Here is a 23,251-nt window from a genome sequence, read left to right as displayed (position 1 = left end):
CCGAGAAAACCCCGGTAGCGACAGCTGCCGGGGTTTTTTCATGTTGGCCCGATGGCGGCGGGAGAGGGGGCGCCCATGGACCCGTTGGTCGGGAACGAAGGGCAACCGCGTCAGCGGGCCTGCCGGGTGAGTCTCAGCGACGAGCCGCGTCGAGTCCCGGAGCGAATATCGTCAGGCACTGATTCCGAGAACACCCCGGTAGCGACGGCTGCCGGGGTTTTTTCATGGCTGGTGGCGGGTCACGCCAGGCGAGGAGAGAATGCCGCCGGCGTCGCTTGGCAATCGCAGGTCCGGGTAGGTATAAGGGGGATCACCCATCCGGCATGAGGCCGGCCAATGGCCGTTTCCCCCGAGAGAAAGGAGTCTCCGTGACATGATCCGACGCCACCTGACGGTCCCTGCCGTCGCCTTTGCGGCTAGCGCTCTGCTCAGCGTTCCCGCCGTCGCCAGTGACGGCCCGTCCTGGTCCTATGCCGCCGATCGAGGCCCCGCCCACTGGGCCGAGCTGTCTCCCGACTATGCGGCCTGCGGGACAGGGCACAACCAGTCGCCGGTCGATATCGCCGCCCCGCTGGAGGCCGCGCTTGATGGTCCCACCATCGCGTATCCGGAGGTCGGGCGCCAGGTACGCCACGACGGGCATACGGTGAAGGTCAGCTTCCCGCCGGGCAATGCCATCGTCTACGAGGGGCAGCGCTATCGGCTGCGCCAGCTGCACTTCCATACCCCCGGCGAGCACCGTCTGGACGGCCAGGCCTTCCCCATGGAGGCCCACCTCGTGCACGAGGCCGAGGACGGCCGCCTGGCCGTCCTGGCGTTGCTCTTCGAGGAGGGCCAGGCCGCGCCGACGCTGGAGGCGCTGCTGAGCCAGGCTCCCGCGACGTCCGGGGCCCAGGTGACGCTCGACGAAGGGCTCGATGCCGAGGCCTTGCTGCCGGACGCGGCTAGCTATTATCGGCTGAACGGCTCCCTGACGACGCCGCCCTGTTCGGAGGGGGTGCTGTGGCTGGTGGCCAAGACAACGCTAACGGCCAGCGAAACCCAGCTACAGGTCATGTCTCGACTGCTGGGTGAGGCCAATAACCGGCCGCTGCAGCCGCTGAACGCGCGCCGGGTCCTCGAGTAGACCCGGCGCGTGCCGGGAAATGCATACAAGCAGAGATGGAATCGCACCGATCCCGCTAGTCAGGCATCGCCATGACGACTAGGCTGTGAGGGGAAATTCTCTGGATACCGTCATCTCAGGAAGGAGATACCATGAAGCTGCAATTGTTGCGTACGTTCGCGCTGTCACTGCTCATCGGCATGATGTCACTGGGCCTTGCCGCCTGCGAGGACGAGGGACCGGCGGAGCAGGCCGGGGAGAACGTCGACGAGGCCATGGAGGAAACCGGCGAGAATGTCGACGAGGCCATGGATGAGGCCGGCGAGTCCGTCGAGGAGATGGGAGAGAATGTCGAGGAGGAGGCGGACGAGTCGAACTACTGACCGCTTCCCCCTCAGGACGCAGAAGGCCGGGCATGTTGCCCGGCCTTCTGCGTATGGGGGGAGCGCACCCGGTCAGGCGCCGGGGTTCTGCTCGATGCCCTGGACATGCCAGGGAGCCCCGTCACGCAGCTCGCGCACCAGGTGCCAGGTCTCGTTGAAGGCGTTCTGCTCGCCGTTCTCGTCGATGATGCCATGGAAGAGCACGGTGGCTTCGGCCTGGTTGCCGAGCTCCTGGACGCTGCCCAGTTCGGCGAACAGGCGCACGATCTCGGTATGGTTGTTGGCCGGTTGCTGGTCGCGCTCCTGGCGCAGCAGGTTGTAGAGTTCGGGCGTGACGTAGTCCTGGATCTGCGAGAAGTCGTTGTTGTCCCAGGCGCGCTGCAGGGTCATGAAGTGCTCCTTGGCGCCCCCCAGGAAGCGTTCGCGATCGAACCAGGCCGGTTCCGCCGCGAGGCCGCCGGCACCGCCCGGGGCGCTGGCCTGGAAGGCCTGCGGCTGGCCCTGCGGCGCCTGGGCCTGGGAGGGACTCGGCCCGCCGGCCAGCGACGGGCGGCGTCGCGCGAACAGGCGCAGCAGCAGGAAGATCGCGCCACCGATCAGCAGGATGTCGAACAGGCGCAGTTCGTCGAAGGCGCCGCCGAAGAACAGCGAGGCCAGCAGCCCGCCGGCCAGCATCCCGGCGAAGGGGCCGGCGAAGCGCGACAGGCCGCTCGACGGCTTGCGCTGGCCGGACGTGGTGCCGGTGGCGCGCGGGGTCGTGGCGCTGCCGGAGTCGGCAGAGCGGGAGTAGCTGCCGACGCTCTTGCCGCCTCCCAGGCGGCGAGCGTCGGCATGGTCGACGGCCAGGCCGAAGCCCAGGACGCCGACGACGAGCATGATGAGAAGGTGACGCATCGAGGGATCTCCATCTGGAGGCTGTAGGCAGCCATCGGGCTTTCGAAGCGACCATTCTAGCGGCTAAGCTGAAGCCGGGCACGGTCTATCCCGAAACTCGATGCGGAGGAATGCCATGCGCCTGAAACGGGAGGCGAGCCTGCTGCTGATCGTCGATCTGCAGGCAGGCCTGTTGCCGGTGATCGACGGCAGTGACCAGGCGGTCAACGAGGCGGGTTGGCTGGGCGGGGTGGCCGAGGCGCTGGACGTGCCGGTGTGGCTCACCGAACAGTATCCGGCCGGGTTGGGCGGTAGCGCGCCCCGCCTGCTGGAGATGCTGGGGGAGCACCGGCGCTGGGAAAAGGTGCATTTCAATGCCCACGCCGAGACCGAGTTCGCCCGGGCACTGGTCGAGAGCGGGCGTCACCAGGTCGTGATGTGCGGTGCCGAGGCGCATATCTGCGTGCTGCAGACCGGTCTGGCCCTGCTCGAGGCCGGCTACGAGGTGGCCTGGCTGGCGGAGGCGACGGTGAGTCGGCGCCCGGAGGAGGTGGCGCTGGCCCGGCGGCGGATGGCACAGGCCGGCGCCCTGGTGGTCAGCGCCGACATGGTCGCCTATGAATGGCTGGAGCGCTGTGACGACGCCGCCTTCAAGGACGTCCACCGGCGTTTCCTCAAGGGGCGCTCGGCGCGCCCCCTGCGCTTCTTCTAGTGGCTCAGCGGTCGCGCTCGTCGCGGCAGAACACCAGGCTATCGCTCTGGGAGAGGGCGGCGTTGAAGCGATAGCCGGCCACGTCGAAGTCCTTGAGCGCCTCGGCGTCGGCGAGGCGCTCGCGGATCATCCAGGCCGCCATCAGGCCCCGGGCCTTCTTGGCGTAGAAGCTGATGATCTTGTACTGGCCGTTCTTCTCGTCCTTGAACACCGGCGTAATGACCCTTGCCTGCAGCCTTCGCGCATCGATGGCCTTGAAGTACTCGTTGGAGGCCAGGTTGACCAGCACCGGACTGCCGCTGTCGGCCACCGCCTGGTCGAGGGCCGCAGTCAAGGATTCCTTCCAGTAGGCGTAGAGGTCCTTGCCGGCCGGGTTGGCCAGCTTGGTGCCCATCTCGAGGCGATAGGGCTGGATCAGGTCCAGGGGGCGCAGCAGGCCATAGAGGCCGGAGAGGATGCGCAGGTGGTCCTGGGCGAAGGCGTTGTCGTCGTCGTCGAAGCGATCGGCCTCGAGCCCCACATAGACATCGCCCTGGAAGGCCTGGGCCGCCGGCTTGGCATTGTCCGGGGTGAAGGGCGTTTGCCACTCGGCGAAGCGCGCCGCATTGAGTCCGGCGATCTTGTCGCTCACCCCCATCAGCTCGCCGATCTGCTGGGGCGAGAGGTCGCGCAGGATGCCGATCAGCTCGCGACTGCGGGTGAGGAAGTCCGGCTGGGTATGGCGGGCCGTCGTGGCCGGTGTCTCGAAGTCCAGCGTCTTGGCGGGCGAGATCACGCTGAGCATGGGGCGCTCCTGTACCTGGGAAAGTTCGGGGCAGTATACCAAGCCGGCGACGGGCCCGGGGCTATCGCCTTCATAGCCGCGGAGCCGTCGCGTCAGGGGCAGGGGTTGGGATAGCGCTGATGGATGGCCTCGATGGCGTCGAGCACGTCCTCATCCAGGCGCAGGGACTCGCTGCCCAGGTCGCTCTCGAGCTGGTCCATGGTCGTGGCGCCGATGATGTTGCTGGTCAGGAAGCCACGCGAGTTGACGAAGGCCAGGGCCATCTGCGCCGGGTCGAGGCCGTGCTCCCGGGCGAGATCCACATAGGCCCGGGTGGCCTCGTCGGCCAGCGGCGTGCTGTAGCGCTGGAAGCGCTCGTAGAGCGTCAGGCGGGCGTTCGCCGGCCGTGCCCCGTCGAGGTACTTGCCGGACAGCTTGCCGAAGGCCAGCGGCGAGTAGGCCAGCAGGCCGACGCTCTCGCGGTGGGCGATCTCGGCCAGGCCCACCTCGAAGGTGCGGTTGAGCAGGCTGTAGGGGTTCTGCACCGAGGCGACTCGTGGCAGTCCCAGGGTCTCGGCCAGCCGGAGGGCGCGCATCACGCCCCAGGGGGTCTCGTTGGACAGGCCCACGGCGCGGACCTTGCCGGCCTGCACCAGCTCCTGGAGCGCGGCGAGGCTCTCCTCCAGGTCGGTGGCGTCCTCCTCCTCGTCGTGCTGGTAGCCGAGCCGGCCGAAGAAGTTGGTCCGGCGGTCGGGCCAGTGGAGCTGGTAGAGGTCGACATAATCGGTCTGCAGGCGTGCCAGGCTATCGTCGATGGCCTGGCGGAGGTGCTCGCGGGTCAGCCGGGGGCCGCCACGGACGTGCTCGAGGCCGGGCCCGCTGGCCTTGGTGGCGATGATGACGTCATCCCGCGAGCCGCGTGCCTTGAGCCAGCTGCCGATATAGGCCTCGGTGCGGCCCTGGGTCTCCGCCCGGGGCGGCACTGGATACATCTCGGCGGTGTCGATAAAGTTGATGCCGAAGGCCACGGCACGGTCGAGTTGCTCATGGGCCTCGGCCTCGGTGTTCTGCTCGCCGAAGGTCATGGTGCCTAGGCACAGTCGGCTGACGTCGATACCGGTAGTGCCCAGGGGGCGCGTCTGCATCCGTCACTCCTCGTGGGGTTGGGGGCGGTTCGCTCCGCATGGTAGCGAGGGGGCCAGGCCCCGTAAACGGCCCGGGGGTTGAGTCCCCGCCGGGGCGGGCGTATGCTTGCCCACCCGTTGCCCCGCCGGAGTCCGCAGGGCGGCTGTCATCCTAGGAAACGGCGCCGGACACAGGGTGGTGCTCGACGTCATTTTTCGGATCACTGGACGCAAGGTTGTTTGCCATGCAGCAGGCATCATCACTGTTCACTCGGCTCGAGTACCGTCTGGCACAGCAGCTGTTCCATACGCGCTGGCTGCCGCGCTCGCCGCGTACCCAGCGACTGACCATGCACCTCTTCCAGCGCTGTGCCGATGCCGGCCATCTGGCGGCGCTGTCGCTGTACGGGCATATGCTCTTCCATCGCGGCATCACGCCCCAGGACAAGGCGCGGGGGGCCCGCTACGTGCTCGAGGCCGCCCAGGGGGGCGACGCCCGGGCGCAGTATCAGGCCGGCCAGATCTACGAGTACGGTTGCGCCCTGTATCCGCGCCGCGATGACCATGCGGTGACCTGGTACGCCCGGGCCGGCGAGGCGGGGCATGCCCTGGCCGCGGCGCGTCTGGCCCGCGCCTACCGTGACGGCGAACTCGGCCTGCCGGTCGACGACGAGCGCCAGGCGCACTGGCAGACCCTGGCCGATCGCTTCATCGGGCTCGACGAGTCACTGGACACGAACGAAGCCGGAACGCGACACTAGGATGATGGCTCGCCTCATGACGAGGCGGTGAAAGCGGTCACCCTGTCGAAGCCGGTGGCTTTCATCACCAAGGACTCCCCAGCCCGTGACGCTACCGACACTGCTGGATATCGAAGCGTCCGGATTCGGGCGCGGCAGCTACCCCATCGAGGTCGGCCTGGCCCGCTCCGATGGTAGTTCCTGTGCCTTTCTCGTTCAGCCCCTCGCCGAATGGACCCACTGGGACCCCAAGGCGGAGTTGCTGCATGGCATCTCCCGCGGGCGCCTGCAGCGGGAAGGCTATCCCGTGCGTCAGGTGGCCCGCTGGCTCAATGACGAACTCGGCGAGATCGGCATCGCCTACAGCGACAGCTGGGGGTACGACAACACCTGGCTGTCGCTGCTCTTCCACCATGCCGGCATGCTCCCGGCGTTCCGCCTCGAGGCCCTGCGCCGACTGCTCAGCGAGGTACAGCTCGAGCGCTGGAGTGCCACCAAGGAAGCGATCATCCGCGAGCAGGGCATCCACCGGCACCGCGCCGGCGAGGATGCCCTGCTGTTGCAGCTCACCTATCAGCGCACCCTGGCGGACGACGCGACCGACTAGGCCTCGCCGCCCACCTCCAGCAGCACCTTGCCGATGTTGGCGTCCCGCCGGAGATGGTCGTGGGCCGCCTGGGCCTCGGCGATGGGCCAGGTGCGGTCCACCAGGGGCGCCAGCTCGCCGCTGGCCAGGCGTGGCCAGACGTGGTCCCGCAGGGCCGCGAGGATCTCGCCCTTGGCCGCCGGGGGGCGAGCGCGCAGGGTGGAGCCGATCACGCGCTGGCGTTTCATCAACAGTCGTCCCAGGTCCAGCTCCGCCTGGCGGCCGCCCATCAGGCCGATCACCACCAGCCGGCCATCCGCGTTGAGCACCTGCTGGTTGTCGGCGAGATAGCTCGCGCCCACCGGGTCGAGGACCAGGTCGGCGCCACCCCAGCCCTTCACCGCGTCCACGAAGCTGCCAGCGTGGCGGTTCCAGCCGGCATCGGCCCCCAGCTCGCGACAGGCGGCAAGCTTGGCCTCGCTGCCCACGGTGACGAAGCAGGGATGGGCGAAGGCCCGGCACAGCTGGATGGCGGCGGTGCCGACGCCACTCGCCCCGGCATGCAGCAGGACGCGTTCGCCCGGCGCCAGGGCGCCCTCCATGAACAGGTTGAGCCAGGCCGTGGCGAACGCCTCGGGCAGGGCGGCGGCCCCGCGCAGCCCGAGGCCCGAGGGAAGGGGCAGCACCTGGCGAGCGTCGACGACCACCTCCTCGGCGTAGCCGCCGCCCGCCAGCAGGGCGCAGACCGCTTGGCCGACCGCGAGGCCGGTGACGCCCTCGCCCACCGCCATGACGGTGCCGCTGACCTCCAGGCCGAGGGTCGCCGAGGCACCGGCCGGGGGCGGGTACTGGCCCGCCCGCTGCATCAGGTCGGCGCGGTTGACGCCGGCCCAGGCCACCCGCAGGCGCACCTCCCGGTGGCCGGGACCGGCGGGGGCCTCCGCCTCGGCCCAGACGAGGCGCTCCCGGTCATGATGGATGGCATGCATGGCTTGTCTCCGCGGTCAGCGATCGGCGAGGCGGGTTTCCAAGGCCGCCAGCAGGCCATCCGGCTCGCGCGCCGCGAGCAGGCTGGCCCGGGTGCGGGCATCGAGGAAGCCGTGGTCGACGGTGGTATCCAGGAAGGTCAGCAGGGGGGCGTAGAAGCCGTCGGTGTCGAGCACCCCGATGGGCTTGTCGTGCAGCCCCAGGTACTGCCAGGTCCAGGCCTCGAAGAGCTCCTCCAGGGTGCCGATGCCGCCGGGCAGGGCGATGAAGGCATCGCTATGGGCGGCCATGCTGGCCTTGCGCTCGTGCATGTTGCGCACCCGGATCAGCCGTGTCAGCCCGTGGTGGGCCTGCTCTCGCTCGACCAGGTGGTCGGGCATCACCCCGGTGACTTCGCCGCCGGCGGCCAGGACGCTGTCGGCCAGCGCCCCCATCATGCCCACCCGGGCGCCGCCATAGACCAGGGCATGGCCGCGCCGGGCCAGGGTCACGCCCAGCGCCCGGGCGGCCTCGAGGAAGCGCGGGTCGCGGCCTTCCCGCGAGCCCAGATAGACGCACATAGTCGCCATGGTGTCCTCCTTGATGGGTCTCTTATCCTAGCGCCGGGGCGTCCTCTCCGGCAAAGCACCGCCGCCACGAAAAAAGGCGCCGTGAGGCGCCCTTCGCGGTGATGGCCAGGCAGCAGCGCTCAGCGGGCGCGGGCGGCGTCACGCTTCATCGCCAGGCGCAGCAGGGCGATGCCGCCGACGCTGATGCCGACCAGGCTGGCGATCAGGGCGAGACTGGCGATCACATGGGTATCGAGGTACATCGGGGACTCCTGTGAGAGGGTTGTCGGGGAGAGGGGTGCGTCGCGGGGCCGGCTCAGGGCAGGCCGTCGATCACGCCGTACTCGGCGTCGAGCCAGCGGCCGATCACATTGTCGCCACACAGGTGGTGGGCATACTGGGTGTGCAGGCAGCGCACCTGGTCCCAGTTGGCGATGCCGCCGATGCCGCGCTCGCGCAGCACGCCGGCATAGCCCAGGCGCTCGACCTCGGCCCGCTGCGCCGGGCTCATGTGCCGCCAGCGGGCATCCACGTAGTCGGCATGGCTACGGTGGTAGGCGGCCAGGAAGTCGGGATCGTCCCGCAGGCGGGTCTCGAGGGCCTTGATGACGCCGGCGGCCTCGATGCGGGACAGCTCGACCTTGAGGGTCTCGGAGCTCAGCCAGTAGAGGGTCGGGAAGGGCTTGCCGTCGACGATGGGCGCCATGCGCAGCACCAGCGGCGTGCCCTCGCCGTCGGTGGCGGCCAGGGCCTCGATGCCGCGCGGCGCACGGCCGAGCTGCTCGGCGATGACGCCCAGCTGGCGCTCGTCAGGCATCGTGTCGGGACGGATCACCATCGTAGGGGTCTCGTATGAACTTGTTCGAACGGCCCACGGCGCGAAAGAAGGTCCGGTTGAGCTGCTCCGGGCTGGGCACGTAGTGCCACTGCCGTTCACAGTACTCGCCGGCTCGCGCCATCAGCACGTCATAGAGGCGGTTGAACGGCGCATCATAATCGTAAGGGTCTTCCCCGAACAAGCGGATGTGGGGAAAGTCGGCGAAACGCTCCATGAAGAAGCGCTCCAGGTCGGCCTCGACGGCGCGGTGGCGCGCGACATCATCGGGGTCGAGCCAGAGGTCGTAGCGGATGGCCATCGGCGGCTCCCTCGGGTGGACGGGCTCGGCGATGCCGAGGCGGTATGCCTAGGACCGCGCCCCGTGGCGTTCGGCTCGGCGTGACGGTCAGCGCCGGGACAGGGGCGCGAAGCGGGCATCGAGCAGCCGCGCCAGGTCCCGGGGGGCGAGGCGGATCTCCAGTCCCCGCCGGCCGCCGCTGACATGCATGGCGGCGAGTGGCTCGGCACTGTCGTCGACGAAGGCGGTCAAGCGCTTCTTCTGGCCCAGGGGGCTGATGCCGCCCACCACATAGCCCGTGGCCCGTTCGGCCTCCTCGGGATCGGCCATCACCGCCTTGCGGGCGCCGGCGGCCCGCGCCAGGGCCTTGAGGTCGAGCTGGCCGGCCACCGGCACGATGGCCATCACCAGCCGGCCATCCTCGAGCCTGGCCAGCAGGGTCTTGAAGACCTCCCGGGGCGACAGCCCCAGGGCCTCGGCGGCCTCCTCGCCGTAGGCCGGGCGGCGCGGGTCGTGCGCGTAACTGGCCAGGGCGAAGGCCACGCCGGCCCGCTCCAGCAGCTTCACGGCCGGTGTCATGGCTCGATGGCCTCCGCCTGCTGCAGGTGGGCCTCCAGCGCCCGGCGCAGCTCGCCCTCGATGGGCACGGCCCGCTTGGCGTCATGGTCGAACTGCACCAGCACCGTGTGCCCCAGGTTGGCGAGCACACCGTTCTGGCGAGCCTCCTGGGTGACGGTGAAGGAGCTGGTGCCGAGCCGCGTGAGGTAGGTGCGGATCTCGATGTCGTGGCCGTAGTAGAGCTCCGCCCGGTAGTCGATCTCCATGCGGGCCATGATCAGCCGCCACTGGCGCGGGTCGAGGTCCGGCGTGAACAGCCGGAAGAGGTCGTTGCGGGCCAGCTCGAACCAGGCCGGCAAACGGGTGTTGTTGATGTGGCCCAGGGCATCGGTGTCATAGAAGGCGGGCTCGATGGTGCGGACGAACATGCGGACTCCTCGTGGCCGGGGGCTTCAGAATCACCCCGAGCAAGCGCTCGGTCAAGTCGCGGCGGCGCGACGGCCCCGCCACCAGGCCGTGCCCCGGGTCCAGGCCAGCAGCCAGGCGGTGGCGGCGGCGAAACCGGTCAGGGTGCCTACTACCAGGCCCAGGCTGTCGTAGGTCAGGGAGACACTCAAGGCATAGCACAGCAGCGAGCCGAGGCCGGCCGGGTAGTGCTTGATCACCGTGGCCACCGGGGCGGCGCCATGGGTCAGGTGGAGGATCACCAGGAAGGGGTACATGGTCACCGGGAAGGCGGCCATGACCCCGGCCCAGGCCGTCGGCACCACATGGGCGAGGCCGGTGATCAGGAAGATGATCGCGGCGGCCAGTCCGGCGCGCAGCCCCAGCGCCGGCCAGCTGAAGCCGCCCTTGGGCTGGGCGGCGATATTCGGCACGCGGCGGTAGAGGCGGATGAAGACGAGGATCGCCACCAGGGTGGTCAGGGTGCCGCTGACCCGGGTGAACTCGATGCGGGTCAGCAGCAGGCTGACCACCAGCCAGGCGGCCAGGCCGCCGGCGGTGCCCATCCATACCCCCCGCAGGCCGTCGCGGCGGGCGCAGAGCAGGTAGCCGCCGCCCAGCGCCAGGGTGGCGGAGAAGCCGGCCAGGGTATGCACCGCACTCTCGGCGGCGAAGCCCGGCGAGAGCTCCAGGCCGATGAAGAACAGCGCGATGGCGGTGCCCAGAGGATAACCCGAGAGCAGCCCCGCCACGCGGGTGCTGAGGCGTTCGGCGACCGCCGACAGTCCCAGCACCACGCCGATCGACACCAGCAGCTTGGCCAGTTGCCAGCTCAACGGAACATCCATGCCGTTTCCCTTATCCTTGAGGTGAATGAATGCCTGTCGTCGAGGTGCCCATGGCCGGCCACGACCTGTCGCCCCCGCCGCGCCCCGAGGCCTGCGAGCTGTGCGGGCGGGCGGCGCCCCTGACCCGACACCACCTGATTCCCCGCGCCCTGCATGGCAAGGCGCGCTATCGCCGCCGCTTCGATCGCGTCGAACGGCTCACGGCCATCCTGTGGGTCTGCCATGCCTGTCACAAGCACATCCATGGCGTGCTCGGCGAGCGCGAACTGGCCGAGCATTATCGCAGCCGGGAGGCGCTGATGCGCCACCCGGAGATTCGCGCCTTCGTCGACTGGCTGTCCACCAAGCCGCCGGGCTTCCGGCCCAAGCGGCCGAGTCGCCGCCGCTAGGGGCGGCCGGGATCTCAGACCAGGCGCAGCCCCTGGCGATCCATCCAGGCCGCCTTGAGGGCGGCGGCCAACGGGGTCCGCAGGTGCTCGGGCAGGGCACCGGCCGCGCTCTCGTACGCCTCATCGGTCCGGTTGCGCAGCCAGCAATAGGCCCAGGCGCAGGCCTCGTCGTCGTCGGCCGGCTCCGGTCGGGCGGGCATCTGGACGAGCAGGAAGACCGCCGTGCGGCCGGCCCAGAGGGGAATCGCGTCGCCGGCGTCGGGCCGGCTCCAGGCCTCGAGGGTGGCGCCGCTGGGCGTGGCCTCCGGCTCGCCGAGCTTGGCGACTCGGGCGGTCTCGGCCAGGATCAGCGCCAGGCGATCCGCATCGCCCTGGCCGAGTGTCAGCCAGCGGGCGATGACGGCGGGCAGGCCGCGGCGTACCTTGGCATAGAAGCCGCTTTGCGGCATGGTCTCAGGCATTCGTCTGGCCCCTTGGAAGCAGGACTGTCTATGGATTTCGATTTTGCCACGCCCGTCGAGCGCCGCCACCCGTCCGAAGGCGATGGGCCGTCCGACTGGCCGTCCGACTGGCCGTCCCAGAAGTGGCATCACTACGGCGAGGACGTGCTGCCGCTGTGGGTGGCCGACATGGACTTTCGCTCGCCGCCGGCGGTGATCGAGGCGCTGCATGCCCGGGTCGCGCACGGCGTCTTCGGCTATGGACTGGTGCCGGACAGCCTCAAGCAGGCCCTCTGTGCCTGGAGCGCCGAGCACTATGGCTGGGAGATCGAGCCGGACTGGCAGCTGTGGCTGCCGGGGGGGGTGCCGGCCCTGCACATCGCCAGCCTGGCGCTGACCGAGCCGGGCGAGGGCGTGCTGACGGTGACCCCCATCTATCCCCCCTTCCTCAAGGTGGCCGAGCGCACCGGGCGCCTGCCGCAGCGGGTCGCCCTGCGCCCCCCGGCCGGTCCCGGCGGCGACTGGACGCTGGACCTGGCGGCGCTGGAGGCGGCCATCACGCCCGAGACGCGGCTGCTGCTGTGGTGCCAGCCCCACAATCCGACCGGCCGGATCTGGACCACCGAGGAGCTGGACGGCCTGGCGGCGCTGGTCGAGCGCCATGATCTCATCGTCGCCTCGGATGAACTGCACTGCGACCTGCTGCTCGACGACGGCGCCCGTCACCGCCCCCTGGCGGCGGCCTACCCGGCCCTCGCCGAGCGGATCCTGACGCTCTGGGCGCCCTCCAAGACCTTCAACCTCGCCGGCCTGACCGCCGCCTGCGCGGTGATTCCCGATGCCGGCCTGCGTCGCCGCTTCGCCGCTCGGGCCCGGGGGCTGCAGCCGGACGGCAACGTGCTGGGCCTGGTGGCGGCGGAGGCCGCCTATCGCCATGGCGACCCCTGGCGACGGGCCCTGCTCGAGACGCTGCGCGACAATCGCCGCCGGCTGGTCGAGCGGGTCGAGCGCTGGCCGGGAGTGGCGATGGCGTCGCCGGCCTCCACCTACCTGGCCTGGCTGGACCTGCGCCAGGCGCCGGCCCTGCAGGATACCGGGAAGTCCCCCCAGCAGGCCTTGCTGGAGTGGGCCGGCGTGGCCTTGTCCGATGGCGGCGCCTTCGGCTGGCCGGGATTCGTGCGGCTCAATTTCGGCACCACCGCTCGGCAGCTCGAGGCGGCCCTCGATCGCCTGGAAGGCGTGCTCGGCACCTGACACGACTCGGCCGCCCCGAGGGGCGGCCGAGTGGCGCTCAGTAGAGCTGGGCGAAGAGCTTGCGACGGTAGGCGACGGTCAGCGGGTGGTCGGCGCCGAGCGCATCGAAGACCCGCAGCAGGGTCTTGCGGGCGGCGTCGTCGCCGTAGGCGCGGTCACTCTTCATCAGCGCCAGCAGCGCCTCCAGGCCGGCCTCGTACTGGCCGTCGGCGACCTGGCGCAGCGCCCGCTGGTAGCGGGCCTCGCTGTCGTCGCGGCCCTCCAGGGCGGCGAGCTCCTCGGCGGAGGGCGCCTCCTCGCCGAACTCGATGCTGGCGCGCACGCCGCGCGCCGGCGCCGCGTCCCGCTCCTCCGGCGGCAGGGCGTCGAGCAGGGTCCGTGCCTGCTGGGGCTCGCCGGCGGCGACCAGGGCACGGGCGAGCGCTACCTGGTAGGGGGCATGCTCCGGCCACTGCTGGACCAGCTCCTCGTAGATCTGCCGGGCGGTGGCGGCGTCACCGGCCTCGAGGGCGGCGGCGGCCTGCTCCTCGGGACTCAACTGGGCCTCGGCCGGGGCCTGGAAGTAGCGGCCCAGCCACTCGCGAATCTCCTTCTCGGGCAGCGCGCCCTGGAACTGGTCGACCAGGCCGCCCTGGCTGATCAGCTTGACGTCGGGAACCGAGCGCACGCCGAGCTGCCCGGCGATATCCTGGTTATCGTCGATGTTGAGCTTGGCCAGGATGAAGGCGCCGTTGTACTCCCGGGTCAGCTTCTCCAGCACCGGCATCAGGTTCTTGCACGGTTCGCACCAGGGGGCCCAGCAGTCGAGGAGCACTGGCACCTGCATGGAGGTCTCGAGCAACTGCTGGATGTTGCTGCGGTCGACATCGATGATCAGCTCGGCGCCCTGCTGGCTCTCGGCGGTGCTGGACGGTTGCTCGGAGCCGCTTTCGGCGGTGAGCGGCTCCCCGGTGCGGGGGTCGACGATCGGCATGTTGGACTGGCCTTGAATGACAATGAGTTTGTAACTCAGATGTGGGTGATCGCGCCGGGATTCAAGGGGGAGGGCGACGATGAGGCGACACCGGCGGTGGGTGACCGGCGGCGGGCTGCTGTTCGTGATGCTGCTGGCGGGACCCGTGTGGCTGTTGGCCACCGAGCGGGTGGCGGGTGTCGGTCACTGGGCCGAAGCCAGTCGCGCTCCGGCGGGACTCGCGCCGACGCCCGTCTAGGTCCCGGAGGCGGTGGTGCAGGTCTATGCGGCCCGGGCCTGGGGGTGGCGCGGGGCCTTCGGGGTGCATACCTGGATCGCCACCCGGGAGGCCGGGGCCGCGGCCTTCCGCCTGCACCAGGTGGTGAGCTGGCGCCGCCCCGCCCTGGTCAGCCAGACCATCGCCTCGCCCGACCGGGCCTGGTACGGCAGCGCCCCCCGGCTGCTGGCCGACTATCGCGGCGCGCCGGCCGCGGCGATGATCGAGGGTATCGAGGCGGCCGTGTCGGCCTACCCATTGCCCTCGCGCTACCGGCCCTGGCCGGGCCCCAACAGCAATACCTTCACGGCCTGGGTGATCCGGCGAGTGGTGGGGCTCGACGTGGTGCTGCCGGTCACGGCGGTGGGCAAGGATTACCTGGTCGACGGCGTACTGGCGTCGACGCCCGGTGGCTCGGGCGTGACGGCCTCGCTGGCGGGCGTGCTGGGCGTGACGCTGGGCTGGGAGGAAGGGCTGGAGGTGATGCTGCTGGGACTCTCCCTCGGCGTCGACCTGCGCCGCCCGGCGCTCAAGCTGCCGGGCTTCGGTCGGCTGGGCATGGCCGCGGGCCCTGGTGCCGGCGGCGAGGGCCAATGACGCGACTCCGCGGAGGGGAGCCGCCGGCACATGAAACAAGCCGATACCCGTGTGTATTGGCTTTTCCTTGATGCTGGGTAGCGGGAACCGGATGTGAACCGATGACCTTCCGGGGGTTGTAGAGAGCCGAGCTCGACGGGCCGCTCTGCATCGACATCCCAGGCATGAAAAAGGCCAGAATCTTTCGGTCCTGGCCTGTCTCGATGTATCGGTAGCAGGGGCCGGGTGTGAGCCGATGACCTTCCTGGGGTTGTAGAGAGCCGAGCCCGACGAGCTACCAGAAGGTCTACCGTAGGCATGAAAAAGGCCAGAATCTCTCGGTCCTGGCCTGTCTCGATGTATCGGTAGCAGGGGCCGGGTGTGAGCCGATGACCTTCCTGGGGTTGTAGAGAGCCGAGCCCGACGAGCTACCAGAAGGCCTACCGTAGGCATGAAAAAGGCCAGAACCTCTCGGTCCTGGCCTGTCTCGATGTATCGGTAGCAGGGGCCGGGTGTGAGCCGATGACCTTCCGGGGGTTGTAGAGAGCCGAGCTCGACGGGCCGCTCTGCATCGACATCCCAGGCATGAAAAAGGCCAGAACCTCTCGGTCCTGGCCTGTCTCGATGTATCGGTAGCAGGGGCCGGGTGTGAGCCGATGACCTTCCTGGGGTTGTAGAGAGCCGAGCCCGACGAGCTACCAGAAGGCCCACCGTAGGCATGAAAAAGGCCAGAACCTCTCGGTCCTGGCCTGTCTCGATGTATCGGTAGCAGGGGCCGGGTGTGAGCCGATGACCTTCCGGGGGTTGTAGAGAGCCGAGCTCGACGGGCCGCTCTGCATCGACATCCCAGGCATGAAAAAGGCCAGAATCTTTCGATTCTGGCCTTTTTCGGTATTTGGTAGCGGGGACCGGATTTGAACCGATGACCTTCGGGTTATGAGCCCGACGAGCTACCAGACTGCTCCACCCCGCATCAACGTGAGGCGTATTCTACACGGATCCTGACCGGAGTCAATAGCCAGTCTGTAGCCAGTCTTCGGGGCTCGTATTCCTCCGGGGCTGTGGTCCATACTCGACCACTGGGAGTGTCAAAAAGGTGACACTTTTCCTGGCGACAATGACGTTGCCGAGCGGCTGGACACCGCGTCCGACAAGAAGTAGATATCGTGAATCATCAGGGAGTTAGTCAATGACAACATCATCTTCCGTCGCCTGGGTGACCGGTGGGACCGGTGGCATCGGAACGGCCATCTGCCGCGCGCTGGCCGATGCCGGATACCAGGTGGTCGCGGGCTACCACAATCCCGAGAAGGCCAAGGCCTGGCTCGAGACCCAGCAAGCCGATGGATACGCCAACATCGCCCTGTCCGGGGCGGATCTTTCCGACTACGAAGCCTGCATGGCGGGGGCCAAGGAGATCCACGACACCTACGGACCGGTCAGCGTGCTGGTCAACTGTGCGGGGATCACCCGTGACGGGACCCTGAAGAAGATGACCTCGGATCAGTGGAGCGAGGTCATCGATACCAACCTCAACAGCGTGTTCAACACCTGTCGCAGCGTCATCGAGGGCATGCTCGAGCAGGGTTACGGGCGCATCATCAACATCTCGTCCATCAACGGGCGCAAGGGCCAGTTCGGCCAGGTGAACTATGCGGCGGCCAAGGCGGGCATGCACGGCCTGACCATGTCCCTGGCGCAGGAAACGGCCACCAAGGGCATCACCGTCAACACCGTCTCACCGGGGTACATCGCCACCGACATGATCATGAAGATCCCGGAGAAGGTCCGCGAGGCGATTCGCGAGACCATCCCGGTCAAGCGCTACGGTACCCCCGAGGAGATCGGCCGGCTGGTGACCTTCCTGGCCGACCAGGAATCCGGCTTCATCACCGGGGCCAACATCGACATCAACGGTGGCCAGTTCATGGGCTGAACCGCCCCCGACGTCGCTCACTCGATACGCAAAGCGCGAGGCCACGGCCTCGCGCTTTGCGTTGGAAGGGCCGCCGGGGCGTCAAGGCGGTGGCAGCTGCGTGAGGCTCTCCAGGGTGCGGTCCAGATCGCCGACCTCGCGTTCCCAGAGGGCCGGGGGGATCGGGCCGGTGGCCAGCAGGTCGGCGAGCACGCCGCGAAGCTCCTCGGCTCGGGACGGCTCTCGTCCCAGGTTCTCGTTGAGCCGTTCCACCTGGATGGCCAGGCGCAGGGGATCGTCCTGCCGGTTGACCGGGTCGCCGGCCAGCAGCGAGAGGTGAACCCGCAAGCGGGCCAGGCGCTCCTCGACGTCTTCCGGCACCGGCGGCGCCTGGCGGGCCGCATTGCGCTGGGCATGGGCCCGGCGCAGGTCGTCCGGCAGGGCGCCGGCTTCGGTATCGGCCACCTCGTCGGGGGCTCCGCCGGCCAGGCAGGCGGCATCCGCGGCCAGGTGGGCCTCCAGCAGCGGTCGCACCCGGCGCCAGCGATGGACCTCCTCGGCCAGGGCCAGGCGTGCCAGCCGTTCGCGTCGTGCCCGGACGATGCCCGACCAGCGGCGACGCATGCCCTCACTGCGCCGGCCGGCCGGCAGCGGCTCCAGGGTGGAGGCCTCCTGGATGGCCGCCTCCAGGTCGCTGGCCTCGTCGCTGTTGGCGGGATGCCAGCCATCCAGGCGGTCGATCAGCTGCTGCATGGCGTCCAGTCGCGACCTGGCGCGCTGCGCCTGGTCGCTGCGGGCGGCGTCCCGGCGCGCGAAGATCTCGTCGCAGAGGTGGCGAAACTCCCGCCACAGGGTCTGTTCCTCGCCCTTGGGGGCGCGACCGAGCGCCCGCCAGCGATGCTGCAGGGCCTTGGCCGCTTCCGCCTGCTGGGCGGGGGCCTGGTCGCGGTCACGCAGGGCGCGAGCCTCCTCGATCAGCGCGCGCTTGGCCTCGGCGATCTCGTGGGCGCGTTGCTCGATCAGTGCCTGCAGGGCATGGCGAATGCGCCCGAAGCGGCGGCCGATGGCCTCCGCGGCGTCCCGGGGGACCGGCGAGTGACGCCGCCACTGCTGGCGGGCGCGGTCGCGAATCTCGCGCAGGGCATCCGGGTCGGCCTGCTCGGCCGGCTGGGCGAGCAGCGTCTCCAGCTGCTCGCAGAGCGCCTCCCGGGCGGCCAGGTTCTGCTGGCGCGCGGCCTGGCGCTGGTCCCGCCAGTCGGCCAGGCGCTCGTGGATCCGGTCCGAGGCCGCCCGGAAGGTCGCGGACTGCTCGCGGTTGGCGGCCGCGTCGCCGAGGTCCTTCCACTCCTTCACCAGTCGGCGGTGCCGGCGGTCCAGTTCCGCATCGCCGAGGCTGTCGTCGTCGGCCAGGGCGGCGATGGCCTCGCATAGCTGGTCACGCTTGGGGCCGGCAACGAAGCCGCGCCAGTCGCGCAGCTCCGCCAGTCGGGCGCCGAGCCGCTTGAGGCGGCCCCGCAGCGTCCCGAGGCGGTCGGCCGGCAGCGCTTCCGCCTGGTGACGCAAGCGCTGGTGCAGCCGGCTGGCCCCCTTGAAGGCTCCGCTCTCGAGTAGCCGCTCCAGCTCGTCGAGTGCCTCGGCGAAGCGAGTCAGGCGGGTCTCGACATCCTGGTCGCGCGGGGCGTCCGCGGCGTGCAGGCGTTCGTGGGCGCACCGGAGCAGGGGCGAGGGTGGCAGGTCCGGGGGCCAGCCGCAGGCCTCGACCAGGCCGGCCAGGCGCTCGTCATCGCCCTCCTGCAGGGCCTGCTCGATGGCACCGGCGCGCTCGTCCAGGCGCACCCGGGCCTTGACGATATACTCGTAGCCGGCGAGGGCCGCGTCATAGCGGCGGCGCAGCTCGTCGTCGGCCAGGTGCTGGTCGGACAGCGCCTGCCAGCGGCTGGCGAGCAGCTGCTTCTGGGAGCGCAGGCTGGCGATGTCCTGGTCGGCCAGGCGCTCGCCGTGTCGCAGGGCCTGCAGGCTTTCCTCGAGGGCCTCGACCAGGGCTTCGCGGGAGCGGTCGGCCTGCTCGCGATGGCGTTCGGCCTCGTCCTGGGCCTGCTCACGGGCCTCATGGTCGCTGATGACCTTGCGGCAGCGCTGGCAGGCATCCTGGTAGCGCCGTTCCTGCTCGCCATCCGGCAGGTCGTCGAGGCGGGCCCATTCGCGCATCAGGTGGCGGAATCGGCCGGCATAGAGCGGCTCCCAGGCGGCCCTGGCATGCGCCTCGAGAGACGCCAGCAGCGCCTCGCGACGGGTCCGCGCCTCGACCAGCGAGGCGGCATCGGCGCGCCGGCGGTTCAGGCGCTCCCGGGCCTGTCGGACCACCTGGCGGTCGCGGCGAGCCTCCTGGGTCAGGCGCGTCAGTCCCCGCTCGCTCTCGACCCGGGCGGCGGCGGCATGGCGAACGGCGGCGATGCCGTTCTCGCAGGCCTGGCGGATCATTGCCTCCTCGCCCTCCAGGCGTGCCAGGGCGGCCAGGCGCAGCTGCTGGTTATCGCCCTCCAGGGCCACCCGCTCGAGCAACTCGGGGTCGTCGAGGCCCTCGGTCAGGGCGATGCGGTGTGGCAGGTCGAGCGAGGTCTCGCGGCCGCACAGCAGGCTGATCAGGCGTTCGCGGAGCTCATGGGAGTCATCCCCCTGGCGGCGCAGGGCCAGCAGGCGTTCCGGGTCGGTCAAGCCGGCCAGGGCGGCTCGGCGGACGCCGGGATCGGGATCCTGCACGAGGCGTTCGAGCTGCCGGCGCTGGCCATCCTGGGCGGGGTCGAGTCGCGCGATGGCCTGGCGCCGCACCTCGGGATCGGGGTGCTGCCAGCGAGGGGCGAAGAGTCGGCGAAGGAATCCTGACATGGGGCTTCCTGAGGTGGGCGCGGCAGGTGTCGCTGGCGCGCCGGCGAACGAGATGCACGGTCGGCGTGGAAAACGCCGGGTCATGGACTTATCTAAGCATGCGGCGATCTGGCAGAAAAGGGCGGCGCGGCAGGGTGTTGCCGAGACGAGACACTGACAAGGGGGTGGCGCTGGGCTTATCATCAGTTGCAGGGTCCGGGGCACTCGCTTAGCTTTGGTGGAGCACCCCGACCATCACCCGACGTGGAGTTCGGCAATGAGTCTCAAAGTGGACAGAGACGGCATGGCATTTACCTTCAAGGGCGGCATGCTGCCGATGACGGTCATGGAATTGACGAGCGCCGACCCCGAGCGCATACGCGAACAACTCGCCGGCAAGCTCAGTCAGTCCCCCGCTTTCTTCCAGCACACCCCGGTGGTCCTCAGCGTTGAACGCCTCGATGAGCCGCACCTGGCGCTCGAGCGGATCTGTGCGGTCTGTCGGGCCCACAAGTTATTGCCGGTGGCGGTGCGCGGTGGTCCCGACCCGGTCAAGCAGTCGGCCTGGGCGCTGGGGCTCGGCTGGTTCCCTCCTCAGGAAGCCGCGCGCCCCCGTGCGCTCGAGAGCGTGCCGGCCGCCGACGCCGGTGACTCCCCGGCCGAGGAGGAGGCCACGGAAGCGCTGGCCCCCCCGGTCATTGCCGCCGGCGGGCGCATCTTCCGCGGTACGGTACGCTCCGGCCAGCAGATCACCGCCCCCGAGGGCGACCTGGTGGTGGTGGGTGCCGTCAATGCCGGCGCCGAGGTGCTGGCCGGCGGTAGCGTGCATGTCTATGGCGCCCTGCGCGGACGCGCCCTCGCGGGTATCCACGGTGATTCCCAGGCGGCCATCTTCTGCCGCGAGCTGCGTGCCGAGCTGCTGTCGGTGGCCGGTAACTACAAGCGTCTCGAGGACATCGACCCGCGGCTGCTCGGTAAGGCGGTGCAGGTGCGGCTGAGCGATGACCAGCTGAGCATCATGGCGCTGGACTGACAGTAGTGCGACGAACAACGACGATTCGGCGGAGGGGCCATGGCCCGCCGCCTTTCCATCACCATGACAGACAGGATGCGACACTTGGCCAAGATCATTGTTGTGACCTCCGGCAAGGGTGGGGTCGGTAAGACAACCAGTGCTGCCGCCATCGCGACGGGCCTGGCGCTGCGCGGCCAGAAGACCGTGGTCATCGATTTCGATGTGGGGCTGCGAAACCTCGACCTGATCATGGGCTGCGAGCGACGCGTGGTCTATGACCTGGTCAACGTCATCCAGGGCGAGGCCGGTCTCAACCAGGCACTGATCCGCGACAAGCGCGTGGACAACCTGCATATCCTTCCGGCCTCCCAGACCCGGGACAAGGATGCACTGACCCTGGAAGGGGTCGAGACCGTGCTCAACACCCTGAACAAGGACTTCGACTACATCATCTGCGACTCGCCGGCGGGCATCGAGCGTGGCGCCCAGCTGGCCATGTACTTCGCCGACGAGGCGATCGTGGTGACCAACCCCGAGGTCTCCTCGGTGCGTGACTCCGACCGTATCCTCGGCCTGCTGTCGTCCAAGACCCGGCGTGGCGAGCGGAGTGATGACCCGATCAAGGAGCACCTGCTGATCACCCGCTACAACCCGAATCGTGTGGATCTGGGCGACATGCTCAACCTCGAGGACATCCGCGAGATCCTGGCGATCGATCTGGTCGGCCTGATCCCGGAGTCCGAGGCGGTACTGCGGGCCTCCAACCAGGGGGTGCCGGTGACCCATGACGACAGCAGCGATGCCGGCCAGGCCTATGCCGATACCGTGTCCCGGCTGCTGGGCGAGGAGGTGCCCCTGCGGTTCCACGAATTCCAGAAGAAGAGCCTGTTGAGCCGAATGTTCGGAGGAGTTCGCCGGTGAAGCTACTCGATTTCCTGAAGCGCGAGCGCAAGAAGTCTGCCTCTGTCGCCAAGGAGCGGCTGCAGATCATCGTCGCCCACCAGCGCAGCCAGCGTGGGCAACCGGACTACATGCCGATGCTCGAGCGTGAGCTGCTGGAAGTGATCCGACGCTATGTCCAGGTCGATGACGATGCCATCAACATCAGCCTGGACAGCGAGGACAACTGCTCGGTGCTGGAGCTGAACGTCACCCTGCCGAGGGCCGGTGACGGCGGCTGAGTCGTGGGTGGGCCTGTGCTAGGCTGGGCGCCTTGTCCCATCGCCTGCTCGGAGAGCCTCGCCCATGGCGCAGCCGAAAGCCGCCCCACTGACCTTCCTGTGGCACGACTACGAGACGTTCGGTGCCGACCCGCGTCGGGACCGTCCCTCCCAGTTCGCGGCCATTCGCACCGATGCCGACTTCAACGAGATCGGCGAGCCCCTCGAGCTGTTCTGCCGGCCCGCCGACGATTACCTGCCGCATCCGCAGGCCTGCCTGATCACCGGCATCACCCCCCAGCAGGCCCGGCGGCGCGGCCTGCCCGAGGCCGAGTTCGCCGGCCGGGTCGCGGCCGCGATGAGCGAGCCCGGCACCTGTGCCCTGGGCTACAACAGCCTGCGCTTCGATGACGAGGTCAGCCGCCACCTCTTCTACCGCAACCTGATCGATCCCTATGCCCGGGAGTGGCAGAACGGCAACTCCCGCTGGGACCTGATCGACGTGGTGCGGGCCTTCCAGGCGTTGCGCCCCGAGGGCATCGAGTGGCCGAGGCGCGAGGACGGCTCGCCCAGCTTCCGCCTCGAGGACCTGACCGCCGCCAACGGCATCGAGCACGCCGGGGCCCACGACGCCCTGGCCGACGTGCGGGCCACCATCGCCCTGGCGAAACGCCTGCGCGAGAGCAACGCCAAGCTGTTCGACTATCTGCTGAGCCTGCGCGGCAAGCGCCAGGTGGCCAGGCAGCTCGACGTGCCGGGACGCAAGCCGGTGCTGCACATCTCTCGGCGCTACCCGGCGAGTCGCGGCTGCAGCGCCCTGGTGATGCCGCTGGCCGAGCATCCCACCAACCCCAACGGGGTCATCGTCTATGACCTCTCGGTGGACCCCGAGCCGCTGCTGAGCCTCGCACCCGAGCAGATCCGCGAGCGGGTCTTCGTCAGCAACGATGATCTCGCCGAGGGCGAGACGCGCATCCCGCTGAAGGTCATCCATATCAACAAGTGCCCGGTGATCCTGCCGGCGAACGCCCTCAAGGATACCGCGGGGCCGCATCAGGGCGAGTATGGCGAGCTCGTCGAGCGGCTGCGGCTCGACGTGGCGGCCTGCCGGCGCCACTGGAAGGTGCTGGCGCAGCACCCCGAGGTCGTGGCCCGGGTCAGCCAGGCCTTCGCCTCGCCGCCCCCCGAGCCGCCCCATGACCCCGACCTGATGCTCTATTCCGGCGGCTTCTTCTCGCCGTCCGACCGCCAGCAGATGCAGCGGGTCCGCGACAGCGATCCCTGGGACCTGGTGGGCGCCAGCTTCGCCTTCCAGGACCCGCGCCTCGAGGAGATGGTGTTTCGCTTCCGGGCGCGCAGCTATCCCGACACCCTGACCGGCGAGGAACAGGCCCGCTGGGAGGCCTTCCGCTGGGAGCGCATCAACGACCCGGCCATCGCCGGCTTCGCCCTCAAGGACTTCGCCCGGGAGATCGAGCGGCTCAACCAGCAGTCGCTGGGCGACCGGGAGCGTCAGGTCCTCGAGGAGCTGGTGATGCACGTGGAGGCGATCATGCCGGCCCAGGCCTTCGGCTGACCGGAGTGTCGATCCGGCTCCGAGGTTGTCAACGACGACGCCCGGC

The 23,251-nt window shown here is 69.5% G+C and carries 28 protein-coding genes and 1 tRNA gene; 14 read left to right on the top strand and 15 right to left on the bottom strand.

Going from position 1 to position 23,251, the window contains the following annotated elements; translation table 11 throughout:
* Window positions 1–373 precede the first annotated feature (373 nt).
* Both QWY76_RS05435 and QWY76_RS05430 read left to right on the top strand, forming a co-directional pair.
* Window positions 374–1,126, top strand: coding sequence for a carbonic anhydrase (locus QWY76_RS05435; RefSeq protein ID WP_290310090.1), 753 nt, complete (start codon window positions 374–376; stop codon window positions 1,124–1,126).
* 131 nt (window positions 1,127–1,257) lie between these two features.
* Window positions 1,258–1,488, top strand: a complete 231-nt coding sequence (locus tag QWY76_RS05430) for a hypothetical protein (RefSeq protein WP_290310089.1) — start codon at window positions 1,258–1,260, stop codon at window positions 1,486–1,488.
* Window positions 1,489–1,560: 72 nt separating this feature from the next.
* Here the strand turns inward: QWY76_RS05430 and QWY76_RS05425 are convergent, their stop codons facing one another.
* Window positions 1,561–2,382 (bottom strand): Tim44 domain-containing protein, encoded by an 822-nt coding sequence (locus QWY76_RS05425; RefSeq protein WP_290310088.1) that lies wholly within the window; start codon window positions 2,380–2,382, stop codon window positions 1,561–1,563.
* Window positions 2,383–2,497: 115 nt separating this feature from the next.
* Here QWY76_RS05425 and QWY76_RS05420 point away from each other — a divergent pair, with 115 nt between their 5' ends.
* On the top strand, window positions 2,498–3,073 hold the full coding sequence (locus tag QWY76_RS05420) for an isochorismatase family protein (RefSeq protein WP_290310087.1): 576 nt from the start codon (window positions 2,498–2,500) through the stop codon (window positions 3,071–3,073).
* Window positions 3,074–3,077: 4 nt separating this feature from the next.
* On the opposite strand, the gene yaaA is transcribed toward QWY76_RS05420, so the two are convergent.
* Both yaaA and QWY76_RS05410 read right to left on the bottom strand, forming a co-directional pair.
* A complete protein-coding gene (yaaA, locus tag QWY76_RS05415; RefSeq protein ID WP_290310086.1) occupies window positions 3,078–3,857 on the bottom strand; it encodes a peroxide stress protein YaaA in 780 nt (259 codons plus the stop codon).
* 92 nt (window positions 3,858–3,949) lie between these two features.
* A complete protein-coding gene (locus QWY76_RS05410) occupies window positions 3,950–4,981 on the bottom strand; it encodes an NADP(H)-dependent aldo-keto reductase (protein ID WP_290310085.1) in 1,032 nt (343 codons plus the stop codon).
* Between the two features lie 224 nt (window positions 4,982–5,205).
* Here QWY76_RS05410 and QWY76_RS05405 point away from each other — a divergent pair, with 224 nt between their 5' ends.
* Together QWY76_RS05405 and QWY76_RS05400 are read left to right on the top strand one after the other, a co-directional pair.
* Window positions 5,206–5,721, top strand: coding sequence for a tetratricopeptide repeat protein (locus QWY76_RS05405; RefSeq protein WP_290310084.1), 516 nt, complete (start codon window positions 5,206–5,208; stop codon window positions 5,719–5,721).
* Between the two features lie 85 nt (window positions 5,722–5,806).
* Complete coding sequence (locus QWY76_RS05400; RefSeq protein WP_290310083.1) at window positions 5,807–6,307, top strand: hypothetical protein; 501 nt, start codon at window positions 5,807–5,809, stop codon at window positions 6,305–6,307.
* On the opposite strand, the gene QWY76_RS05395 is transcribed toward QWY76_RS05400, so the two are convergent.
* From QWY76_RS05395 to QWY76_RS05360, 8 genes are all read right to left on the bottom strand, one after another.
* A complete protein-coding gene (locus QWY76_RS05395; protein WP_290310082.1) occupies window positions 6,304–7,275 on the bottom strand; it encodes an NAD(P)H-quinone oxidoreductase in 972 nt (323 codons plus the stop codon). The genes QWY76_RS05400 and QWY76_RS05395 overlap by 4 nt on opposite strands.
* 15 nt (window positions 7,276–7,290) lie before the next feature.
* Entirely contained in the window at window positions 7,291–7,842 is a 552-nt protein-coding gene (locus QWY76_RS05390) for an LOG family protein (protein ID WP_290310081.1), read from the bottom strand.
* Between the two features lie 119 nt (window positions 7,843–7,961).
* Complete coding sequence (locus QWY76_RS05385) at window positions 7,962–8,084, bottom strand: hypothetical protein (RefSeq protein ID WP_290310080.1); 123 nt, start codon at window positions 8,082–8,084, stop codon at window positions 7,962–7,964.
* A gap of 53 nt (window positions 8,085–8,137) precedes the next feature.
* A complete protein-coding gene (locus QWY76_RS05380; RefSeq protein WP_290310079.1) occupies window positions 8,138–8,659 on the bottom strand; it encodes a DUF501 domain-containing protein in 522 nt (173 codons plus the stop codon).
* On the bottom strand, window positions 8,631–8,957 hold the full coding sequence (locus tag QWY76_RS05375; protein WP_290310078.1) for a hypothetical protein: 327 nt from the start codon (window positions 8,955–8,957) through the stop codon (window positions 8,631–8,633). Before QWY76_RS05375 ends, QWY76_RS05380 begins: the two co-directional genes overlap by 29 nt.
* Before the next feature lie 87 nt (window positions 8,958–9,044).
* Window positions 9,045–9,515, bottom strand: a complete 471-nt coding sequence (ybaK, locus tag QWY76_RS05370; protein ID WP_290310077.1) for a Cys-tRNA(Pro) deacylase — start codon at window positions 9,513–9,515, stop codon at window positions 9,045–9,047.
* A complete protein-coding gene (locus tag QWY76_RS05365; protein WP_290310076.1) occupies window positions 9,512–9,922 on the bottom strand; it encodes an acyl-CoA thioesterase in 411 nt (136 codons plus the stop codon). The genes ybaK and QWY76_RS05365 overlap by 4 nt, the downstream gene beginning before the upstream one ends.
* Window positions 9,923–9,973: 51 nt before the next feature.
* Window positions 9,974–10,786 carry a hypothetical protein gene (locus tag QWY76_RS05360; RefSeq protein ID WP_290310075.1) on the bottom strand — a complete coding sequence of 271 codons (813 nt, stop codon included), beginning with the start codon at window positions 10,784–10,786 and terminating at the stop codon, window positions 9,974–9,976.
* Between the two features lie 29 nt (window positions 10,787–10,815).
* On the opposite strand from QWY76_RS05360, the gene QWY76_RS05355 reads away from it, so the two are divergent.
* Window positions 10,816–11,175 carry a hypothetical protein gene (locus tag QWY76_RS05355; RefSeq protein WP_290310074.1) on the top strand — a complete coding sequence of 120 codons (360 nt, stop codon included), beginning with the start codon at window positions 10,816–10,818 and terminating at the stop codon, window positions 11,173–11,175.
* A gap of 14 nt (window positions 11,176–11,189) precedes the next feature.
* Here QWY76_RS05355 and QWY76_RS05350 read toward each other — a convergent pair whose 3' ends face one another.
* Window positions 11,190–11,624 carry a hypothetical protein gene (locus QWY76_RS05350; protein WP_290310094.1) on the bottom strand — a complete coding sequence of 145 codons (435 nt, stop codon included), beginning with the start codon at window positions 11,622–11,624 and terminating at the stop codon, window positions 11,190–11,192.
* A gap of 42 nt (window positions 11,625–11,666) precedes the next feature.
* Here QWY76_RS05350 and QWY76_RS05345 point away from each other — a divergent pair, with 42 nt between their 5' ends.
* The gene (locus QWY76_RS05345) at window positions 11,667–12,869 is read left to right on the top strand and encodes a MalY/PatB family protein (protein WP_290310073.1); all 1,203 of its coding nucleotides are present in this window, start codon (window positions 11,667–11,669) and stop codon (window positions 12,867–12,869) included.
* 37 nt (window positions 12,870–12,906) lie between these two features.
* Here QWY76_RS05345 and QWY76_RS05340 read toward each other — a convergent pair whose 3' ends face one another.
* Window positions 12,907–13,842 carry a tetratricopeptide repeat protein gene (locus QWY76_RS05340; protein WP_290310072.1) on the bottom strand — a complete coding sequence of 312 codons (936 nt, stop codon included), beginning with the start codon at window positions 13,840–13,842 and terminating at the stop codon, window positions 12,907–12,909.
* Between the two features lie 79 nt (window positions 13,843–13,921).
* On the opposite strand from QWY76_RS05340, the gene QWY76_RS20085 reads away from it, so the two are divergent.
* Window positions 13,922–14,080, top strand: a complete 159-nt coding sequence (locus tag QWY76_RS20085) for a hypothetical protein (RefSeq protein ID WP_353960393.1) — start codon at window positions 13,922–13,924, stop codon at window positions 14,078–14,080.
* Window positions 14,081–14,095: 15 nt separating this feature from the next.
* Window positions 14,096–14,695: a DUF3750 domain-containing protein gene (locus tag QWY76_RS05335; RefSeq protein WP_353960392.1), complete on the top strand. Its 600-nt coding sequence runs from the start codon at window positions 14,096–14,098 to the stop codon at window positions 14,693–14,695.
* An 875-nt stretch (window positions 14,696–15,570) separates the two neighbouring features.
* On the opposite strand, the gene QWY76_RS05330 is transcribed toward QWY76_RS05335, so the two are convergent.
* Window positions 15,571–15,647: transfer RNA gene (locus QWY76_RS05330), tRNA-Met, on the bottom strand.
* Between the two features lie 216 nt (window positions 15,648–15,863).
* Between QWY76_RS05330 and phbB the strand changes: the two genes are divergently transcribed.
* The gene (phbB, locus tag QWY76_RS05325; RefSeq protein ID WP_290310071.1) at window positions 15,864–16,610 is read left to right on the top strand and encodes an acetoacetyl-CoA reductase; all 747 of its coding nucleotides are present in this window, start codon (window positions 15,864–15,866) and stop codon (window positions 16,608–16,610) included.
* A gap of 81 nt (window positions 16,611–16,691) precedes the next feature.
* Here the strand turns inward: phbB and QWY76_RS05320 are convergent, their stop codons facing one another.
* Window positions 16,692–19,475 (bottom strand): DUF349 domain-containing protein, encoded by a 2,784-nt coding sequence (locus QWY76_RS05320; protein ID WP_290310070.1) that lies wholly within the window; start codon window positions 19,473–19,475, stop codon window positions 16,692–16,694.
* A gap of 256 nt (window positions 19,476–19,731) precedes the next feature.
* On the opposite strand from QWY76_RS05320, the gene minC reads away from it, so the two are divergent.
* From minC to sbcB, 4 genes are all read left to right on the top strand, one after another.
* Window positions 19,732–20,487 carry a septum site-determining protein MinC gene (gene minC / locus QWY76_RS05315; RefSeq protein ID WP_290310069.1) on the top strand — a complete coding sequence of 252 codons (756 nt, stop codon included), beginning with the start codon at window positions 19,732–19,734 and terminating at the stop codon, window positions 20,485–20,487.
* Between the two features lie 84 nt (window positions 20,488–20,571).
* Window positions 20,572–21,390 carry a septum site-determining protein MinD gene (gene minD, locus QWY76_RS05310; protein WP_290310068.1) on the top strand — a complete coding sequence of 273 codons (819 nt, stop codon included), beginning with the start codon at window positions 20,572–20,574 and terminating at the stop codon, window positions 21,388–21,390.
* A complete protein-coding gene (gene minE, locus QWY76_RS05305) occupies window positions 21,387–21,650 on the top strand; it encodes a cell division topological specificity factor MinE (RefSeq protein WP_290310067.1) in 264 nt (87 codons plus the stop codon). The genes minD and minE overlap by 4 nt, the downstream gene beginning before the upstream one ends.
* Before the next feature lie 64 nt (window positions 21,651–21,714).
* Window positions 21,715–23,205 carry an exodeoxyribonuclease I gene (gene sbcB / locus QWY76_RS05300; RefSeq protein ID WP_290310066.1) on the top strand — a complete coding sequence of 497 codons (1,491 nt, stop codon included), beginning with the start codon at window positions 21,715–21,717 and terminating at the stop codon, window positions 23,203–23,205.
* Window positions 23,206–23,251: the final 46 nt, after the last annotated feature.

It is taken from the genome of Halomonas maura, from assembly GCF_030409305.1.
In the GTDB taxonomy this organism is placed as follows: Bacteria; Pseudomonadota; Gammaproteobacteria; order Pseudomonadales; family Halomonadaceae; genus Halomonas; species Halomonas maura.
This window is presented reverse-complemented; position numbering and strand designations above follow the sequence as displayed.

Coding starts and splice junctions, on each gene's coding strand:
- QWY76_RS05350 (WP_290310094.1), bottom strand. CDS start 11,624: ATGCCGCAAAGCGGCTTCTATGCCAAGGTACGCCGCGGCCTGCCCGCC.
- QWY76_RS05340 (WP_290310072.1), bottom strand. CDS start 13,842: ATGCCGATCGTCGACCCCCGCACCGGGGAGCCGCTCACCGCCGAAAGC.
- QWY76_RS05425 (WP_290310088.1), bottom strand. CDS start 2,382: ATGCGTCACCTTCTCATCATGCTCGTCGTCGGCGTCCTGGGCTTCGGC.
- QWY76_RS05365 (WP_290310076.1), bottom strand. CDS start 9,922: ATGTTCGTCCGCACCATCGAGCCCGCCTTCTATGACACCGATGCCCTG.
- QWY76_RS05355 (WP_290310074.1), top strand. CDS start 10,816: ATGCCTGTCGTCGAGGTGCCCATGGCCGGCCACGACCTGTCGCCCCCG.
- minC (WP_290310069.1), top strand. CDS start 19,732: ATGAGTCTCAAAGTGGACAGAGACGGCATGGCATTTACCTTCAAGGGC.
- QWY76_RS05435 (WP_290310090.1), top strand. CDS start 374: ATGATCCGACGCCACCTGACGGTCCCTGCCGTCGCCTTTGCGGCTAGC.
- QWY76_RS05360 (WP_290310075.1), bottom strand. CDS start 10,786: ATGGATGTTCCGTTGAGCTGGCAACTGGCCAAGCTGCTGGTGTCGATC.
- QWY76_RS05405 (WP_290310084.1), top strand. CDS start 5,206: ATGCAGCAGGCATCATCACTGTTCACTCGGCTCGAGTACCGTCTGGCA.
- phbB (WP_290310071.1), top strand. CDS start 15,864: ATGACAACATCATCTTCCGTCGCCTGGGTGACCGGTGGGACCGGTGGC.
- QWY76_RS05380 (WP_290310079.1), bottom strand. CDS start 8,659: ATGGTGATCCGTCCCGACACGATGCCTGACGAGCGCCAGCTGGGCGTC.
- QWY76_RS05420 (WP_290310087.1), top strand. CDS start 2,498: ATGCGCCTGAAACGGGAGGCGAGCCTGCTGCTGATCGTCGATCTGCAG.
- QWY76_RS05390 (WP_290310081.1), bottom strand. CDS start 7,842: ATGGCGACTATGTGCGTCTATCTGGGCTCGCGGGAAGGCCGCGACCCG.
- QWY76_RS20085 (WP_353960393.1), top strand. CDS start 13,922: ATGAGGCGACACCGGCGGTGGGTGACCGGCGGCGGGCTGCTGTTCGTG.
- QWY76_RS05375 (WP_290310078.1), bottom strand. CDS start 8,957: ATGGCCATCCGCTACGACCTCTGGCTCGACCCCGATGATGTCGCGCGC.
- sbcB (WP_290310066.1), top strand. CDS start 21,715: ATGGCGCAGCCGAAAGCCGCCCCACTGACCTTCCTGTGGCACGACTAC.
- ybaK (WP_290310077.1), bottom strand. CDS start 9,515: ATGACACCGGCCGTGAAGCTGCTGGAGCGGGCCGGCGTGGCCTTCGCC.
- yaaA (WP_290310086.1), bottom strand. CDS start 3,857: ATGCTCAGCGTGATCTCGCCCGCCAAGACGCTGGACTTCGAGACACCG.
- QWY76_RS05410 (WP_290310085.1), bottom strand. CDS start 4,981: ATGCAGACGCGCCCCCTGGGCACTACCGGTATCGACGTCAGCCGACTG.
- QWY76_RS05395 (WP_290310082.1), bottom strand. CDS start 7,275: ATGCATGCCATCCATCATGACCGGGAGCGCCTCGTCTGGGCCGAGGCG.
- QWY76_RS05430 (WP_290310089.1), top strand. CDS start 1,258: ATGAAGCTGCAATTGTTGCGTACGTTCGCGCTGTCACTGCTCATCGGC.
- QWY76_RS05320 (WP_290310070.1), bottom strand. CDS start 19,475: ATGTCAGGATTCCTTCGCCGACTCTTCGCCCCTCGCTGGCAGCACCCC.
- QWY76_RS05345 (WP_290310073.1), top strand. CDS start 11,667: ATGGATTTCGATTTTGCCACGCCCGTCGAGCGCCGCCACCCGTCCGAA.
- QWY76_RS05385 (WP_290310080.1), bottom strand. CDS start 8,084: ATGTACCTCGATACCCATGTGATCGCCAGTCTCGCCCTGATCGCCAGC.